The organism is Filimonas effusa, assembly GCF_004118675.1.
GTDB lineage: Bacteria > Bacteroidota > Bacteroidia > Chitinophagales > Chitinophagaceae > Filimonas > Filimonas effusa.
On sequence record NZ_SDHZ01000001.1, the window covers coordinates 1,477,194 to 1,492,772 of the forward strand.

A 15,579-nucleotide genomic window follows, 5' to 3' on the forward strand; every position below is an offset into this window, starting at 1 on the left:
ATTGTATGCAGGCATTGCTCCACTCTCCTTTTTTACAGGCATTGGGTTATGCCATTGCCAACAGTTTGTGGCAGGCAGCCCTTTTATGGCTGGCAGTGGCATTGATCACGGGTCTTGTTCCTTTATCGGCTGCGGTTAAATACCGGTTAGCACTTATTGCGCAACTGGGGGCCTTTTGCTGGTTTCTTATCACTTTCAAGGTATATTTTCAGCAATGTGCGGTGGCTGCTTCGGCCCTGGAGTCGTTGAACATGCCTGCGGAGAATGCGTGGATAGTAGCGCCGGAAGCAACATCTTTCCGTTCCAGCTTACTGGCGTGGACGTTGAAAATAGAGCAGCTGCTACCGTTTTTATCGATAGCTTACCTGTTCCTGCTGGTGTTCCTGGGGGTTAAATGGATCAGGACCTACCGCAAGGCGCAGCAGATACGTAAGGATGGGTTGCATAAAATTGATGTGGAGTGGCGTTTGTTTGTACAAAAGGTTGCCGTGCAGCTTCATATAAAACCCAAGGTAGAGCTCTTTCTATCTTCTGTGGTGAACAGTCCTTTAACAGTGGGTTATCTTAAACCTATTATCTTATTACCCATAGCCAGTATCAACCATCTTACTCCGCAGCAACTGGAGGCATTGTTATTACATGAGCTGGCGCATATTAAACGGGGGGATTATTTCATCAACCTGATACAATCTGTCATAGAGATCACATTGTTCTTCAATCCGTTTATGCAACTGCTGAGCCGTTTAACGCGGAAGGAAAGGGAGAACGCCTGTGACGACTGGGTATTACAGTTTCAATATAATCCTTCGATGTATGCTGAAGCGCTGTTGCGTATGGCGCATTTACAGGCGGCCCCGGTACTAGCCATGCAGGCCAGTGGTAATAAGGGAGAATTGCTGCCCCGGGTAAAGCGCATGCTGAACCAACAAGAAAAGGCATTTAATTATAAACAACACCTGATTGCCCTGGTAGTTATGACGGGGGTGTTAAGCACTATAGCCTGGCTGCAGCCAGGATTATCGAGCTATAACCAGGCTGGCAATGGCAAAACACAGCAACCGGTATTATTGGAACCGATCACTGCAAGGGTAGACAACCCTTTATTCAATCCTGTTTTTTTCCTTGCGAATCATAAGCGCGACGAGGGGGAAAGAACCCATACAGCGGAAAAGCCTGCCGTCAAAATTCGTACTACCGTAGCTGCGGCCGCGCGTTATAAAGAAGAGCCGGAAAGTACCCTTGCAACTGTCATTGAAGAAAGCGCCAGGATAGACAGCAATATATTGCAACCTGTTATGGCGGAGCATATTACGGTAATGCCGTTACCTAATTTTGTGGTACAGCTGCAAAACATGGACATGGTACCTCCTGCTCCTGAAGTATTTTATTACCGTTTGCCCATGCGCCCTCCCCAACCAGGTGGCCGTACAGCCAGAAGTATAAAAGTGAGGATAGCGGCTCCGCCAGCCCCGCCAAGGGCAAGAGTGTTGCAGCGCGCAGACAATATACGGAGTTACGCTTCCGGTACTGCAGCGAGCCTACGCCGTACCATGGACAGCGCTCATGTAAGAATGCATCATAGAAATATAGATCGTGCCATCAGCAATTTGTTGAGAGAGATAGCAGATTCCGGCCGTTTGTCGCAATCGCGCCAGTTCCGGTTATTAGCCAAATTGCCTGCCGACCTGGAGCTGCTGGACACGGAGATGCTGGAACGCGCCTTTGAAATGTTGGAACGCCAGGAAGCGATCTGGGCCTATTGCCGTCCTGCGGTTAAGGAAAAAGACCGTGTAAGGCCGGATGTTAATGTTACCATCAAAAAAAGGAAAGATCATTCCACCAATAATACCAATGGCACAACGGCAGGGGCTACCATGCTGCAACAAGGCACGGCTACCTATTATACCCAGCCTGTACCGCCTCCACCCCCATCGTCGTATAATGAGCGCCAGCCACAAGTGGTCACTTATCAATATAAAGATGTGATGATCACTATTTCGAACAGCTTAAATGGCGTTACCACACAAAGCAGTCAGATCACCATCCGGAAGATGACCAAGGAAGAAAAGCAGGAGAATATGCTGGTTGATGAAAAAGAGGCGGTGCCGGCGGGACCGGAAGCTCCGCTGAGCCAGTCGTTACTCATTCATGCAGATTAGGATCTATTGAGGTTGCTGTGTTACCAAATATTCTTCGGGCACCAATCATCGTGGTTATTACCCAGGGCGAGGCCTATGAGGATCTCGTGTGTTCCCTTGGTGACGTTATTCAATTTAGAAGCCGTAAAATCGTACGCATAGCCAATATTGAGGTTATTGCTGATATTCATACCTAACATTACGGCATATCCTTCTTTAAAACGGTAATTTAATCCTACCCAGGCGTCATCCCTGTATTGCAGTTTTGCATTGAGGTCGAGGCTGGCGGGAGTTGGCGTTACATATTTTACAAGAACAGAAGGCAGGAGGGAAAAGTCTTCTCCGAGAAAAGTAAGGAAGCCCCCGGACAGAAACAAGTGAGGTAAGAGTTTTCCTTTCAGTTTTGCGATAGAATCGCCTGTAAGTTTGCCGCCGTCGAAGCCGATACCCTGTGGAACGATGTTAAGGCTTGATGCGCCGACAAAGAATTTTGAGGAGTACAACCAAATACCTGCGTTAAAATCCGTTTTCAATTTATTCAATTCGCCGCTGCCCTGCAGGATGGGGTCTACGGGATATTCAACACCGAAATCGAGTTTTTCGGAGTTAAGGCGCATTTGCTGTACGCCTGCAGACAGGCCGGCGCTGATATTCATGGAGGGTGAAAGCGCGATATGATAGGCAAAAGTGCCGTAGGCAGAAAAGCGGTTCATAGGCCCTGTTCTGTCGTTGATAAATGAAAATCCCATTCCGGCATGGGGCGGTGGAGCGGTGTATTCGTTCCAGTAAGCTTTTCCGCGCGGGTTGGTGCCGGAAGCGTGGGTGCCTGCGATGGTAGGCCTGTCGTAGTCGCTTTTGGTAAGTGGTCCGTGAACAGTGACGTAAGTCGTTACCGGCGATCCGTTCAAACCTACCCATTGGTGCCTGTGGCTCATTTTTACATCCCAATAGTTTTCGATACCTGCGACTGCGGGATTGATGATGAAACTATTCAAAATGTATTGCGTGTATTGGGGGCGTTGCTGCGCATGTAACTGAATTACTCCTACCATTGCAAGAACAATAGCCAGTCGTCTTTTCATGTCTTAAAAATAGACAATCAGCTATAGAGGCCGGAGCTGAAAAAGGCCGTTTTTCCTCCCTTAGATCAGGGGATTAAGGCCTTAGGGCCTGCGCAGAAGAGCAGGTCGATGATACTCAAATTAGGCTGGAAGCCGTTGCGATCTTCGAAAAGCTGGAAGTAACGGGGCAGGTTACCGGTATGGTTCCGGAAGTTAGAGGGGCGCCAGTAATTTCTAAAATCTGCCATTACGGCAGGATTATATTCCTGTACGAAGTTATCGGTTAGTTTAACTGAAGCGGTTGTTTTAAACAGCTTTTGAATCCATGCTGCTATTTCGAGGTTAAGATCGAAAAGGTAGACGTGCCGTTTTTGGAGCAGGCTTTCGACGCTGCCGGCATAAAAATCAAAATAGGGTGCGCGGCGGTAACATGAGGTAATGGACCTCCAGTGCTGGACGTTCCATTTATCCTGCCAGGCAATTTTGATATCGCGGTAGGAGGCTTTCTGATCGCGTCCTTTTTCGAGGGGGACGGATAAATTAATGAGTCCGTTGCTGCCGGCGATGATACAACGGTTGCGAAAACTGTTCTTCTGGTAGGTATCACATGCTTCTATTTCAACATATGAATATTCAAACCACATTTTTATTAAGCTAATGCATGGAAAGTATTGGTTATCAGTTATTAATACTTTTTCAGATTCCATAAATGCGATTATGAGGTCAGGCGCCCTAAAAAGCGCCTATTTCGTTAAAAAAAGCTTCCCAATAAGGGTTACACTTAATTTCAATATACCTCATATATGTCTAAAAATGAAGTAGTTATTATTATTTTAGCTTACTAAATAAATTAGTCCAATCTTTTTGGTATGTCGGATGGCCGATTTCCAATTTTTTTAGCAGTGCTATTTCTAATAAAGGCCAGGCTAAAGCGGCTCTTACATCCCACATCCACCCAAAAATCTGACCGACTGGCTAAATTAGTTAGAAAGTGTTTAAAGTAAAAATTGAGGTAGTGGAATGTGGGTAACTCCCCTATTGATGTGGATTTCTAAAATTATTAGTAGAGGAATAGTAAGGGGTAAAAGACGCTTTTAATAACTATTAAATAGTGTCAATTATGCATCATTTAGATCCACAAAAAAGCAATCAATTCTTTACAGAGACAGCCGCACAAATGCGCATAGAAGCGGAAAGGGATTTTGCAAATAACTTATCAGAGTTTGAATCCTATTCAAAAGAAAAATATGGGGTAGCTACAAAAGCGTACTATAAAAACAATATTCTAGTTCTTGACTTTTGCTATGAAGACATATTGGCAGTATTTAAAACTCCCGGTGTAACAGTTTTAGAAGAATGGCCTACAGAATTGGAAAAATTTGTAATTGAGAAAAAAGGGCCGCTATATAACTCAAAAGGAGAAATCATGCCTAATCCAGAGAAAGGATAGCTAATTCAGGCCATTGAGGGCTGTATTCAACTGGCAGATGCTTATAAGTATTCAACAATTTTTCAGATGGGAATAGATCGCTATCAAATACAAATGAGCGCATATTTTGGAGGTTGTCAGACGGAGCGGCAATGAAGGCCATTTGACCCTCAGTTTTAGTCTTATTTATCTCCAGTATACAATTGAAGTTATAGGGGGCTATTTGAAACAGTACAGGGTCTGTCTCATGATTGGTTAGCACCTCTTCTATCTGATTTCTATTGGCCTCTGATAGCTGACTGATATTGTAAAGGATTTTTTCAATATCAGTCGCTTTTCCCACTGTTCCAGATTCATTCAGGTAATCTACTTTAAAAGTAATAGGGTTCATAATATTTTGTTTAGCTAAATATAATCTATGCAATTCAAGAACTTAAAACAACTGGTTATATATTTCGGCAATGACGAACAGAAATGCCGGGACTTCCTGGCTAAAGAGCGATGGGGGAATAAGCCTATTTGTGTACACTGCCAGCATGATAAGTGCTACCGCTTTACCGATGGAAGATTATATAAATGTGCCAAATGCCGGAAGCAGTTCACCGTTACAATGGGAACTATCTTTGAAAATAGCAAAGTTCCCTTAAGCACCTGGTTTGCTGCTATTTATCTGTGTACTGCGCATAAAAAAGGAATTAGTTCTATACAACTAGCTAAGGATCTGGGAGTAACGCAGAAAACAAGCTGGTTTATGCTCATGCGAATTAAGGAAATGACCAAGGTAAAAGACCGGGCTAAAATGACCAGAATAGTAGAAGTAGATGAAACCTATGTAGGGGGAAAAGAGCGGAACAAGAGCAATGCAGAACGTAAAGCATTCGCGGAAGGAAAGCGCAAAGCAGAAAAGACCCCGGTAATAGGAATAGTAGAACGCAAAGGTATGGCTTACCTACAGGTAGCTAAGGACGTTACGGGAGGCACTTTAAAGGGGCTAGTCCGGGAAGCAGCGGATCGTATGAGCATTATAGTTACCGATTCCTTTTCAGGATATACCGGGCTGCGAGATCAATACATTGGACATGTTACAGTAAATCACTCCCAAAATGAATACATAAGCGGGATCTATCACACAAACACCGTGGAAGGGTTCTTTTCGATATTAAAGCGTTCTATTCTTGGGATATTCCACCATTTAAGCGTAAAGCACCTGCAACGGTACTGCGATGAAATTAGCTTCCGGTATAATACCAGATATATGGAAGATGCAGAAAGATTCTACTATACACTTACAAAAACGGAAGGCAGGCTAACATATAAACGCCTAATAACAGCTATTAACTAATCTTTACTAGTTACCTTTTTGAAATAGGTAGCTACTGCCCCACCAATTGCACCACTAAAAAACAGTTTATCAATTCCCTGAATTTGTTCATTAGTTAGCCATTGATAACAATCAGGAAGTGCTAAATGTATTAAACGACAACTTATAATACCCGTAGCAACTAGCGAAACAATTAACATGAAGATTATAAATACCCAATGAAGTACATCCTGTACCGTATTGTGACGTTTTAAGCCACTCATTTCATACCGCTCTTTTAATTCTTTGGCGGTTTTTTTATCTAAAGGTGCAGGATCTATAGGCTCTGTTATATTAGCAAGATCGCTAGACAGTGGATTGGGCTGGTTGTTGGCTGGCATTTGCCTTAATCTTGTAATGTTTTTGAATTAAATCATTAGGAATGATTACACCCTCCCTATTACAACCTCCCATCTCATTCCAAGTAGTATCCCACGGTGTCCCTTTTTGATGGGTGAGCGCCGACAATTGAAGCCCATCATATTTACTATAAACATCCCATATCTTATTAAGAAACGGATACATGTCATTGTCAGATGGCATGGGTATATTATCAGTAAATGGCGCTTCCGCAAACGTTTTTATTTGACCATTTCCGAATTTCTTAAATTCTCTGTAAACAGAGACTACAACAGGGCCATATTTCCATGCCTCTACCGGCTCACTTAAAAGCGGCTTCCCTGTGAGACCGAGATGCCAACCATGAGCTATATAGGTCAATTTAACCAGCTTCATGGGTGTCAATTCTTTGCCAGTCTCGAAAGACTTATTAACAAAGAAGTTAGCTATTGCTAATGGATTTTCCATGAATGTAGAATGTTTTACGTTTGCAAGTTCGATATAATAACGTTGAAATGCAATAAATGTTAGCAAAAACAACGCTAAATAACGAAATTCACATATAAACACTCAGGAAATGGCAAAAGCATCAAAACCAAAGAATGAAGTAAAACAGGCCCCTAAAAAGAAGCCCGTTAAATTAGGTATGAGCTTTGGAGAAGCTATTAAATTGGCTGTCAATACACCCAAAAAGAAGAAATAGCACCTACTCAGCCCGTCTTATCCACGCTGTTACAGCTATGTAAACGTAAGCATTATAGCCTACTATCTGGCATTGTATCATTTCTGGATCTCCCACTGAGGGGGTTATTACCCTAAATAAGACCTCTCCAAAGTAGAAACAGTCATTAGCTTTTAGCTGCCCTAATGTGGTGAATTGATTATTCATATGAAACTACTTTAGTATCTTGGGTCATATTTTTCGACATCAAACTGCTTTTCAACAACCCCAATTAGTTTTATCTTATAGGTATAGATGGAATCTCCTTTGCTTATGCGATATATGGGGCCTAAATCACGGGGATGCTTATCATTCTTGTGATCTAAATAATATACAAGACCAAATAAACAAGCACCCCACCCTATCAAAGCCATCACGCCATGCAGGCGCTCACTAAATGTGTATGCTTTCTTTTCCATGCTATTTCAAGGGGATAAAGTTTTTTAGAATACCCACATACTTTTCAGGGGCTGCGGTCTCATACTGTTCGTTATAGTCATCCCATGTCACAACTCTTTTCTCGTAAATCGAAAAAAGCAATCCATTGAAACGGCGCTGGTAAATGGCTTTACGCTGCTTTACGTTTAGATCATCACTGTACTCCTTAAAATTGCTAGAAGAAGGATTTGTTAGAATGAAGAGGAACAGGACAGAAAATAAAATCCAATGCCAAACCTTGAGTTTGATTTTCATGGTAAATTCCCGTAAGGGCGGTTTATTACTCCCGTCCCAAGAAGTAGTACACAGGGAAATAAAATAGCGTGGGACTTTTAGAGTAATCCCACAGCAATCTAGGCATTGGCGCGCCTGCAAACTATAGGACATACAATAAGCCCACGCCATAGCGTGAGCGTCATTGCTCAATCCCTTTTAGTTTGCTTTGTAAAACGCCAATTTTAGATTGCAAAAAGGACTAGCTAAACGCTACTTCAATATTTTACCAGCGCAAAATACAAAAGCTAGACAAAACCGGCCATAAAATTAAACGATTGGGTATTTTTAAGCGCTAAAATCCTAGAATGAATATATTTTTCGATTTTGAAGAATCAGGAGAAATTCCCAAAGGTGCACAATTTAATGATCCAGAAGCTCAACTTGGAATAGATTTGGTACGAGATTTTGTCAAAAGCAGAGTAGCAGTATTAAAAGATGAAATAGAAAGACAACCAAACGGGCAAATTATAATACAATTTTTTTATGGGCCTACTGGAATAATATTTAAAAACTTTACTGATTCACTTTCGGGAAAGTTATCTGATTGCTTTCAATTAAATGACGCAGCCTATCTCTCAAGAAAGTTGTGGGCCATTTTTTGCCCCGGAGAACCGTATCCCACAGAAGACGAACATCCTTAAACCGCTCCCCTTTAAAAATATATTCAGAAGCCAATTCGTCATAAGATATACCGAAATCAGCAATATACGCTAAATGAACGTCTATTGAATCAGGATGATCTTTTATGTAGTCTCCCGCTAATTTGTATATATTTTCGGCTTTTAACAATGCTGGGTGATATAGTTAATGTAAACAAATTAGCTCTTGTTACTGTAACAAGAGAGCAATAACTCTGTTAAATCATTTTCCCATATGACATAAACTTTTCCAGACAATTTTGGGGCAGTTTGGGACTTGGGAGTACAAAACATATTAATTATCAATCTAATATTATTTTCATCTAATATGGGCTTATTTTCCATTTTTGATTATATTGTATGACCTAAAAAACTCCCAAATGGCAAAGTTTATTGAGATAATCCTAGACACCAACCCAGAAAAGAAAGCGCTTTTAAATATTGATAGTATTGAATACATATCACCAGGCACTACAGGGGCTTATATAAAACTATCTCAGTCAAATCCAAACGGAACACCGTATTTAAATGCAAAAGAGTCTTATGAGACCATCAAAGACCTGATTGAAGCGTCATAAAGACACCGGCAAAAACAACTCGATATCTTTCACAACATCCGAAAAGAGGTTCTTAATCTCTTTAAGGGGCATTCCATTGACTATAGCTAAAACTTCTACCCTCTTACCCTTCCATTCGTCAGATAAGGTATCCATCTCACTAGATGCCCACATGCCCTTTTGCCTCTTGCGGACATTAATCTTTTCTTCAATGTGATTTTCTTCTAATATGGTTCCATTTTCCATGTTTTCGCGCACTCACCGTTTTCCCCGACACCCATTTCAAAAAATCCTAATGCATCCAAAATCAAAATATACATATCAATATTGATACCCTTACTGTGGGTGGAAGAGGTAAGTATAGGCCGCTAAAGCTGGCCGAAACGGAGTGTACTCCTACCCTGCCGGGAATAGTGCAAACATAGTGAATAGATGGTAAATAGCAGAAAGCGGATATGAGCATGGGGATATATGCCTGAGTGAAATGTTGAACGCCGCTATTTAAAAACGGCAGATTTGAATCGTTTTAAGACGCTTTATCGTAGATAGGTAAAATCCAGGGAAAGAATCCTAATCCTATGCTCAATGAAAACTAATGATGATCAATGGCTAGAAACGGTCAAACAGTTTCTGCAACTTAATACGGAGGCAGATAGAGAGCTACAGAATATTGTCAATCTGGCAGCCGAAATTGCGGAAACCCCTGTTGCGCTTCTCACCCTACTTGATGAGGACAAGCAGTGGTTCAAGGCTAAAAGAGGTGTTGCGATGGACTCCACCCCACGGCAGATCTCCTTTTGTACACATGCTATAGAAGCGGAAGGGATGATGATCGTTCCTGATACGATGCAGGATGAACGCTTTGTATTGAATCCTTTGGTTACCGGCGAGCACCAGATCCGCTTTTATGCCGGTGCGCCGCTTACCACGTTAAACGGGTATAAGGTAGGCACATTGTGTATACTGGATCAAAAGCCGCGGGAGCTGACCGAAAAGCAGCAGATGATGCTGGAGCTATTATCGCAACAGGCGATCAACAAGCTGGAGTTATTGCTTACCATCAAACATCTTAACCAAACACTTGCGGAAGCGGAATACCAGAAGAAGCAATTGCAGGAGAAGTCGATACGCCTCCGGGCTTTCTTCGAGGGGTTTAACAGCTGTTATCTGCTGATAGACCGGGAAAACCGGCTGCTGGATTTCAATCATGCAGCTGCTGCCCTGTTCAAGCAGCTGCAGCGGGAGGATCTGTGGGTTGGCAGGCCACTGGAAAATTTCATTGATGCCAATCTTTTACCGGCGGTTCAAAAGGGCGTTGCGGAGGCGTTAGCGGGCCAGAGCAGCAAAAATGAGGCTGTTGGTTATTATGAAAATGAGGCGATCTGGTGGGAGATGCATTTTAGTCCGGCGAAGGATCATGACGGGAAGATCATAGGCGTGAGTTTCAACTCTATAGATATTAGTGCGAATAAGAAGCAGCAGCAGGCGATCTTAATTCAAAACAGTTCGCTTCGTCAAATTGCGTATATACAATCGCATGAATTCCGGAAGCCGGTGGCTTCTATATTAGGCCTGATGCATCTTATTAAGGACTCCAATTACGAGGAGGCCGCTTTTTACCTGCCCTATATGGAGGAGGCGGTAAATGAGCTGGACGAGAAAATAAAGATAAGCGTAGACTATACGGCCACTATTCCGCTGGAAGCTATTAAAAGCTAATTATAACAAATTTGAATATCGATTCTCCCCTAATTTGCGGCCATGAAGACAATGTATAAGGCCGCCGGTATTATGGCGTTAGTTCTGGCAGTATTTGCGTCCGCTTGTAAAAAGCCTATGGGATTTGAATACAGAGGTATCAATAACGTGCAGCTGGAAAACGTGAGCATGGATAAGTCGACCGTAATATTGGATATGCTGTATTATAATCCCAACAGTTTTGGCGTGAACTTAAAGCATGTTGACTGTGACGTATATGTAGACAGCAATTTTATTGGAAAATATACACTGGACACCATGATGCATATAGACCGCAAGGCTACTTTTACGATCCCTACGCGGATGGATGTAAATATGCGTAACCTGCTGAGGGGCGGATTATTTGCTTTGCTTGGGCAAAAAGTTCAGATAAGTGTAAAAGGGAGTACCCGTGTAGGCAAAGGGGGCATCTTTATCAATGTCCCCTTTGATTTCACCGGTAAATATGATATACCACTTTTCAGGTAACAACTTTATTTTATTGCTACCCTTATTGGCGGCTGGCTGTTATTGCATTGGCGGTATATTGCAGGGCTTGCCTTTTTGAGGTCCGCCGCCTTCTTCGGGGCGTTTGCATACCGGCGGCAGCATTTTATATGAATCTTCGGTGGCTTTGGAGTCTTCGGTATCGAATCCTGCGTTGTTGATCACCGTTTTCAGGTAACCTGCATCGATAAGCGTGGGATAGTACTGAATACGGATGGTACCTGTACTCATCACGATCTGCCATTTCATGATACCTGAATCGTTATTGGGGCCTTTTTCCCTGAAGAGGTATTTTTCGAGTCTGTCTTTACACTCCCAACATTTCAGCTGAGGCGATTTAAAAGTTACCCATTGCGGTGTTTTTGGCGTTTGCGCCTGTGTAGCCAGGAACAAGAATACGCCACACAATAAAGCGAGGGATCTTTTCATCATAATATCTGCTTTTTCAATGAAGTTGAATGCAATTTAATATTATAGCGGGAGGTATGAGACAACTTATTTACCCCATTCGGCGGGATTGCTACGCCATTCGAGTAAAAGCGGTTCCATTTCGGGCGCTACGATACCTTTTTCAAGCGCAAGCTGAATTAAGGCATTATAGTTTGTGAGGGATTTAAAGGGGACACCTGCTTTTTCAAAATTAGCTACTGCCAGGTCGAAGCCGTAGTTAAAGATAGAGACCATGCCCACAACTTCTACCCCGGCGTTGCGGAGAACGTCGACCACCTGGAGGCTGCTTTTACCGGTAGAGATAAGATCTTCGATGACCAGTACTTTTTGACCTGCTTCGAGTGCGCCTTCGATCTGGTTGCCGAGTCCGTGTTCTTTTGGTTTGGGGCGAACATATACATAGGGCAGTTTGAGCTGATCGGCGGCCATTGCGCCCCAGGGGATACCTGCTGTTGCCACTCCTGCGAGTACTCCGGCGTCGGGAAACTGTTCGAATATAACGTTACACATTTCGCTTTTCACGAAATCGCGTATAAAAGGAAAGGACAATACCTTGCGGTTATCGCAATAAATAGGGCTTTTCCATCCGCTGGCCCATGTAAAAGGCTGTTGTGGGTTTAATTTGACGGCACCGGATTGGAGTAATTTTTCAGCAACTGCTTTTTCGTTTGAGGTCATATTTATTATTTCGACTTGGAAAAGAGAACGCGAAAATAAAAAGCTATTTGCTACCGATTCGTATAAATTACGGAAATTCGCAGCAATGAAGAAAATTATAGCAGCAGGCGGACTGGTATTCAACGACCAGGACGAGTTATTAATGATCTTTCGCCGGGACAAGTGGGATTTGCCCAAGGGCAAACTTGATGATGGTGAAACCATTGAAGCATGCGCCGTTCGCGAAGTAATTGAAGAAACAGGTCTCCAGCATGTATTACTGATGGAGAAACTGGGGATCACACTCCACACTTATACTGAAAAGGGCGAAGCAATAGAAAAGGAATCGCATTGGTTCCGCATGACCGCTCCTGGTCAACAGGCCCTTATACCCCAGACTGAAGAAGACATCACTATTATTGAATGGGTTAATAAAAACGACATTTCGGCCCGTTTGCAGAACACCTATGCTAATATAACAGCGATCATAGCCCAAAGCGGTTGGTAAGGAAACGTCTGTAACCTTCTGATAACCAATTAACATACCTCTATTTCTTATTGTGTAGGAATACATAATGGAATCATTTTTGTAAACTAGCGAGAAGTATGAGTAAGACTATTATAGTATCGAACCGATTGCCCGTAAAAGTCAATATTACTGATGGAGAACTAAGCATGCAGGCGAGCGAAGGCGGGTTAGCAACAGGATTAGGATCGATTTACAAGGAAGGTAATAATGTATGGATCGGGTGGCCCGGAACGGAAGTGGCGGAAGAGCAGCAGAAGCATGTTACGAATCAATTAAAGGATCTACGACTCAGCCCGGTTTTTCTTACGAAGGAGGATATCCTTCTTTTTTACGAGGGTTTTTCGAACGAGATATTGTGGCCTGTATTTCATTATATGTCGACCTACGCGCGTTATGAAGACGAGTACTGGGAGTCGTACAGGCAGGTAAACGAGAAATTCAAGACAGCTATTTTACAGGTTGCGGAGGCAGGTGATACCATTTGGATACATGATTATCAATTACTGTTACTGGCGGGGCTTATCCGTCGTGAGTTACCTAATATCACCATTGGTTTTTTTCAGCATATTCCTTTTCCTTCGTATGAACTGTTCCGGCTTATCCCATGGCGTTCCGAGTTGTTAGAGGGCATGCTGGGTGCGGACCTGGTAGGATTTCATACCTATGATGATGCGCGGCATTTTTTATCGGCTGCCACGCGGATCCTGCAATTACAGTCGTCTTCGAACATCGTGACCTATAACCAACGCTCTGTAGTTGTAGAGTCGTTTCCTATGGGTATTGACGATACCAAGTTCAATGACCTTGTATTAACGAATGACGAGGTGCGGAATAATATATCGCACCTGGAGGAGTCGTTCACTAATATACGGATGATATTATCGATAGACCGGCTGGATTACAGTAAGGGGATCTTACAGCGTTTACAGGCCTTTGATATATTCCTGCAGGAGCATCCTGAGTACAAGGAGAAAGTTTCGTTATACATGATAGTGGTACCGTCGAGAGATACGGTGACGCAATACAAGGAGTTAAGAGATGAGATAGATAAGCTGGTAGGAAATATCAATGCGCGTTTCAGGACGAACACCTGGTCGCCGGTGAACTATTTCTACCGTTCGTTTCCTTTGGAGATGTTATCGGCGTTATACAGTTTTGCCGAGATCTGTCTTGTAACCCCTATGAGGGACGGCATGAACCTTGTTTGTAAGGAGTATGTTGCCAGTCGCACGCATAATGATGGTGTATTAATACTCAGTGAGATGGCGGGCGCGTCGAAGGAGTTGATAGACGCGATTATCGTTAACCCGAACAACGTTCGCCAGATGAGTGCCGCTCTAGTGGAGGCGCTTAATATGAGTGAAGATGAACAAGTAAGGCGGATGACGCAAATGCGGATGCTGGTGAGCAAATACAATATTACAAACTGGGTAAAAGTATTTATGGAGCGATTAGAGGAAACGAAACGCCTGCAATTATCGTTACAGGCGAGATATATTGGCACGCAGACGCTGAACTATATCAGGAACAAATATGCGAAGGCGCATTCGCGCCTGATATTATTAGACTATGACGGCACCTTAGTTGAGTTTAATTCGAACCTCAACATGGCGCGTCCTGATAAGGAATTATACAATATACTCGAGGAGCTGACACGTGATGTGCGTAATCATGTGGTGATCATCAGTGGGCGTAATCATGTAACACTCCAGGAATGGTTTGGTCATCTTAAGGTGGATATGGTAGCCGAGCATGGTGTATGGAACCGTTATTACGGCAGTGAATGGGAGGATAAAAAGGGGTTGAACAATTCGTGGAAGCAAACCGTGTTTCCGATACTGAATACCTATACAGAAAGAACGCCGGGTTCTTTGATCGAAGAAAAGAGCTATTCGCTGGTGTGGCATTATCGCAAGGCTGAGAAGGAGCTTGGAGAAATGCGTGCGTCGGAGATGATCAATAATTTACGGTATATGGCTGCGGATCTGGGGTTACACCTGTTACCGGGCAATAAAGTGGTAGAGATCAAAAATGTGGAGGTAAACAAGGGCAAATCGGCGCAGCAATATCTTCATAATGGCAATTATGATTTTGTAATGGCTATTGGCGATGACAATACAGATGAAGATATGTTCAAGGCGCTGAAGCCTGATGCTATTTCGATAAAGGTGAACAGCAGTATATCGGCTGCGCGTTTTTACCTAAGAGATGTGCGGGAGGTAAGGGAATTTCTTAAGGGGTTACCCAATAAATTACTGATCACCAAGATGATAGACAGGGTACTTAACTGGATACCGAATGTACCCTTTACGATAAAGAAAAAATAACTACAAACCTCGTAAGCCGGATTCTGTTTCTAAACTATCATTTATCTGCGATGAACATTGCTGTTCACCTGTTGCTGCCTACCCTGGCTCATTGGGCGAGCCGCCCTCAGGCGAGCCTATACATGGCATTACAGCATCTAAGGTTTACCCTCCGGTGATGTTACCATCACCGGACGTGAGCTCTTACCTCACATTTTCACCCTTACCGCGTGGAGGCGGCGGTTATTTTCTGTGGCACTTGCTGTGAATGGCGGAAGCCAAACCCCGGCTCTTCACCGGTAGATTGCCCTGTGCTGTCCGGACTTTCCTTGCCGCAGAAGCTGCGACACGATAGTTCGGGTTTGTAGTAAGCGGCAAAGATAAGAACAGATCGCTGAAGACGGATGACAGATGACAGAAAGAATTGGACGCGGGA

20 protein-coding genes and 1 other RNA gene are annotated in these 15,579 nt (G+C 43.3%); 10 read left to right on the forward strand and 11 right to left on the reverse strand.

The features are described from left to right. The first annotated feature begins 5 nt into the window (after positions 1–5). Positions 6–2,159, forward strand: coding sequence for a M56 family metallopeptidase (locus ESB13_RS05395; protein ID WP_129001993.1), 2,154 nt, complete (start codon positions 6–8; stop codon positions 2,157–2,159). A 20-nt stretch (positions 2,160–2,179) separates the two neighbouring features. Here the strand turns inward: ESB13_RS05395 and ESB13_RS05400 are convergent, their stop codons facing one another. Then, a complete protein-coding gene (locus ESB13_RS05400) occupies positions 2,180–3,220 on the reverse strand; it encodes a PorP/SprF family type IX secretion system membrane protein (RefSeq protein ID WP_129001994.1) in 1,041 nt (346 codons plus the stop codon). Between the two features lie 65 nt (positions 3,221–3,285). Then, positions 3,286–3,906: a WbqC family protein gene (locus ESB13_RS05405; RefSeq protein WP_129001995.1), complete on the reverse strand. Its 621-nt coding sequence runs from the start codon at positions 3,904–3,906 to the stop codon at positions 3,286–3,288. 413 nt (positions 3,907–4,319) lie between these two features. On the opposite strand from ESB13_RS05405, the gene ESB13_RS05410 reads away from it, so the two are divergent. Further along, positions 4,320–4,649, forward strand: a complete 330-nt coding sequence (locus tag ESB13_RS05410) for a hypothetical protein (RefSeq protein WP_129001996.1) — start codon at positions 4,320–4,322, stop codon at positions 4,647–4,649. On the opposite strand, the gene ESB13_RS05415 is transcribed toward ESB13_RS05410, so the two are convergent. After that, on the reverse strand, positions 4,630–5,019 hold the full coding sequence (locus tag ESB13_RS05415; RefSeq protein ID WP_129001997.1) for a hypothetical protein: 390 nt from the start codon (positions 5,017–5,019) through the stop codon (positions 4,630–4,632). The two genes, ESB13_RS05410 and ESB13_RS05415, sit on opposite strands and share 20 nt — an antisense overlap. A 27-nt stretch (positions 5,020–5,046) precedes the next feature. Between ESB13_RS05415 and ESB13_RS05420 the strand changes: the two genes are divergently transcribed. Then, positions 5,047–5,970: an IS1595 family transposase gene (locus tag ESB13_RS05420; protein WP_129001998.1), complete on the forward strand. Its 924-nt coding sequence runs from the start codon at positions 5,047–5,049 to the stop codon at positions 5,968–5,970. Here the strand turns inward: ESB13_RS05420 and ESB13_RS05425 are convergent. Together ESB13_RS05425 and ESB13_RS05430 are read right to left on the reverse strand one after the other, a co-directional pair. Then, positions 5,967–6,329, reverse strand: coding sequence for a hypothetical protein (locus ESB13_RS05425; RefSeq protein WP_129001999.1), 363 nt, complete (start codon positions 6,327–6,329; stop codon positions 5,967–5,969). The two genes, ESB13_RS05420 and ESB13_RS05425, sit on opposite strands and share 4 nt — an antisense overlap. Beyond that, entirely contained in the window at positions 6,295–6,795 is a 501-nt protein-coding gene (locus ESB13_RS05430; protein ID WP_129002000.1) for a Panacea domain-containing protein, read from the reverse strand. Before ESB13_RS05430 ends, ESB13_RS05425 begins: the two co-directional genes overlap by 35 nt. 109 nt (positions 6,796–6,904) lie before the next feature. Between ESB13_RS05430 and ESB13_RS24170 the strand changes: the two genes are divergently transcribed. Then, positions 6,905–7,030, forward strand: a complete 126-nt coding sequence (locus ESB13_RS24170) for a hypothetical protein (RefSeq protein WP_281275034.1) — start codon at positions 6,905–6,907, stop codon at positions 7,028–7,030. A gap of 197 nt (positions 7,031–7,227) precedes the next feature. Here ESB13_RS24170 and ESB13_RS05435 read toward each other — a convergent pair whose 3' ends face one another. Together ESB13_RS05435 and ESB13_RS23725 are read right to left on the reverse strand one after the other, a co-directional pair. Beyond that, positions 7,228–7,467 (reverse strand): hypothetical protein, encoded by a 240-nt coding sequence (locus ESB13_RS05435; RefSeq protein WP_129002001.1) that lies wholly within the window; start codon positions 7,465–7,467, stop codon positions 7,228–7,230. Position 7,468: 1 nt separating this feature from the next. Further along, complete coding sequence (locus ESB13_RS23725) at positions 7,469–7,912, reverse strand: hypothetical protein (RefSeq protein ID WP_164974102.1); 444 nt, start codon at positions 7,910–7,912, stop codon at positions 7,469–7,471. A 155-nt stretch (positions 7,913–8,067) separates the two neighbouring features. Here ESB13_RS23725 and ESB13_RS05445 point away from each other — a divergent pair, with 155 nt between their 5' ends. Next, entirely contained in the window at positions 8,068–8,403 is a 336-nt protein-coding gene (locus ESB13_RS05445; RefSeq protein WP_129002003.1) for a hypothetical protein, read from the forward strand. Between the two features lie 377 nt (positions 8,404–8,780). Further along, positions 8,781–8,978 (forward strand): hypothetical protein, encoded by a 198-nt coding sequence (locus tag ESB13_RS05450; protein ID WP_129002004.1) that lies wholly within the window; start codon positions 8,781–8,783, stop codon positions 8,976–8,978. Here the strand turns inward: ESB13_RS05450 and ESB13_RS05455 are convergent. Beyond that, positions 8,973–9,203 (reverse strand): hypothetical protein, encoded by a 231-nt coding sequence (locus tag ESB13_RS05455; protein WP_129002005.1) that lies wholly within the window; start codon positions 9,201–9,203, stop codon positions 8,973–8,975. The genes ESB13_RS05450 and ESB13_RS05455 overlap by 6 nt on opposite strands. Before the next feature lie 339 nt (positions 9,204–9,542). On the opposite strand from ESB13_RS05455, the gene ESB13_RS05460 reads away from it, so the two are divergent. Together ESB13_RS05460 and ESB13_RS05465 are read left to right on the forward strand one after the other, a co-directional pair. Next, positions 9,543–10,676 carry a GAF domain-containing protein gene (locus ESB13_RS05460; RefSeq protein ID WP_129002006.1) on the forward strand — a complete coding sequence of 378 codons (1,134 nt, stop codon included), beginning with the start codon at positions 9,543–9,545 and terminating at the stop codon, positions 10,674–10,676. Positions 10,677–10,718: 42 nt separating this feature from the next. Continuing rightward, the gene (locus ESB13_RS05465) at positions 10,719–11,183 is read left to right on the forward strand and encodes an LEA type 2 family protein (RefSeq protein WP_129002007.1); all 465 of its coding nucleotides are present in this window, start codon (positions 10,719–10,721) and stop codon (positions 11,181–11,183) included. A 39-nt stretch (positions 11,184–11,222) separates the two neighbouring features. Here the strand turns inward: ESB13_RS05465 and ESB13_RS05470 are convergent, their stop codons facing one another. Next, complete coding sequence (locus ESB13_RS05470) at positions 11,223–11,633, reverse strand: hypothetical protein (protein WP_129002008.1); 411 nt, start codon at positions 11,631–11,633, stop codon at positions 11,223–11,225. A gap of 63 nt (positions 11,634–11,696) precedes the next feature. Next, positions 11,697–12,329 (reverse strand): orotate phosphoribosyltransferase, encoded by a 633-nt coding sequence (pyrE, locus tag ESB13_RS05475; protein ID WP_129002009.1) that lies wholly within the window; start codon positions 12,327–12,329, stop codon positions 11,697–11,699. 85 nt (positions 12,330–12,414) lie between these two features. Here pyrE and ESB13_RS05480 point away from each other — a divergent pair, with 85 nt between their 5' ends. Next, entirely contained in the window at positions 12,415–12,816 is a 402-nt protein-coding gene (locus tag ESB13_RS05480; RefSeq protein ID WP_129002010.1) for an NUDIX hydrolase, read from the forward strand. A 98-nt stretch (positions 12,817–12,914) separates the two neighbouring features. Continuing rightward, complete coding sequence (locus ESB13_RS05485; RefSeq protein WP_129002011.1) at positions 12,915–15,164, forward strand: bifunctional alpha,alpha-trehalose-phosphate synthase (UDP-forming)/trehalose-phosphatase; 2,250 nt, start codon at positions 12,915–12,917, stop codon at positions 15,162–15,164. Here ESB13_RS05485 and rnpB read toward each other — a convergent pair. Then, positions 15,161–15,511, reverse strand: an RNA gene (rnpB, locus tag ESB13_RS05490) — RNase P RNA component class A. The genes ESB13_RS05485 and rnpB overlap by 4 nt on opposite strands. Positions 15,512–15,579: the final 68 nt, after the last annotated feature.

Bases quoted from the DNA above. Each gene is read 5' to 3' on its own strand.
- ESB13_RS05420 (WP_129001998.1), top strand. From the start codon at position 5,047: ATGCAATTCAAGAACTTAAAACAACTGGTTATATATTTCGGCAATGAC.
- ESB13_RS05395 (WP_129001993.1), top strand. From the start codon at position 6: ATGCAGGCATTGCTCCACTCTCCTTTTTTACAGGCATTGGGTTATGCC.
- ESB13_RS05465 (WP_129002007.1), top strand. From the start codon at position 10,719: ATGAAGACAATGTATAAGGCCGCCGGTATTATGGCGTTAGTTCTGGCA.
- ESB13_RS05415 (WP_129001997.1), bottom strand. From the start codon at position 5,019: ATGAACCCTATTACTTTTAAAGTAGATTACCTGAATGAATCTGGAACA.
- ESB13_RS05430 (WP_129002000.1), bottom strand. From the start codon at position 6,795: ATGGAAAATCCATTAGCAATAGCTAACTTCTTTGTTAATAAGTCTTTC.
- ESB13_RS05480 (WP_129002010.1), top strand. From the start codon at position 12,415: ATGAAGAAAATTATAGCAGCAGGCGGACTGGTATTCAACGACCAGGAC.
- ESB13_RS05455 (WP_129002005.1), bottom strand. From the start codon at position 9,203: ATGGAAAATGGAACCATATTAGAAGAAAATCACATTGAAGAAAAGATT.
- ESB13_RS05400 (WP_129001994.1), bottom strand. From the start codon at position 3,220: ATGAAAAGACGACTGGCTATTGTTCTTGCAATGGTAGGAGTAATTCAG.
- ESB13_RS05435 (WP_129002001.1), bottom strand. From the start codon at position 7,467: ATGGAAAAGAAAGCATACACATTTAGTGAGCGCCTGCATGGCGTGATG.
- ESB13_RS05450 (WP_129002004.1), top strand. From the start codon at position 8,781: ATGGCAAAGTTTATTGAGATAATCCTAGACACCAACCCAGAAAAGAAA.
- ESB13_RS24170 (WP_281275034.1), top strand. From the start codon at position 6,905: ATGGCAAAAGCATCAAAACCAAAGAATGAAGTAAAACAGGCCCCTAAA.
- ESB13_RS05445 (WP_129002003.1), top strand. From the start codon at position 8,068: ATGAATATATTTTTCGATTTTGAAGAATCAGGAGAAATTCCCAAAGGT.
- ESB13_RS05425 (WP_129001999.1), bottom strand. From the start codon at position 6,329: ATGCCAGCCAACAACCAGCCCAATCCACTGTCTAGCGATCTTGCTAAT.
- ESB13_RS05470 (WP_129002008.1), bottom strand. From the start codon at position 11,633: ATGATGAAAAGATCCCTCGCTTTATTGTGTGGCGTATTCTTGTTCCTG.
- pyrE (WP_129002009.1), bottom strand. From the start codon at position 12,329: ATGACCTCAAACGAAAAAGCAGTTGCTGAAAAATTACTCCAATCCGGT.
- ESB13_RS05485 (WP_129002011.1), top strand. From the start codon at position 12,915: ATGAGTAAGACTATTATAGTATCGAACCGATTGCCCGTAAAAGTCAAT.
- ESB13_RS05460 (WP_129002006.1), top strand. From the start codon at position 9,543: ATGAAAACTAATGATGATCAATGGCTAGAAACGGTCAAACAGTTTCTG.
- ESB13_RS05405 (WP_129001995.1), bottom strand. From the start codon at position 3,906: ATGGAATCTGAAAAAGTATTAATAACTGATAACCAATACTTTCCATGC.
- ESB13_RS05410 (WP_129001996.1), top strand. From the start codon at position 4,320: ATGCATCATTTAGATCCACAAAAAAGCAATCAATTCTTTACAGAGACA.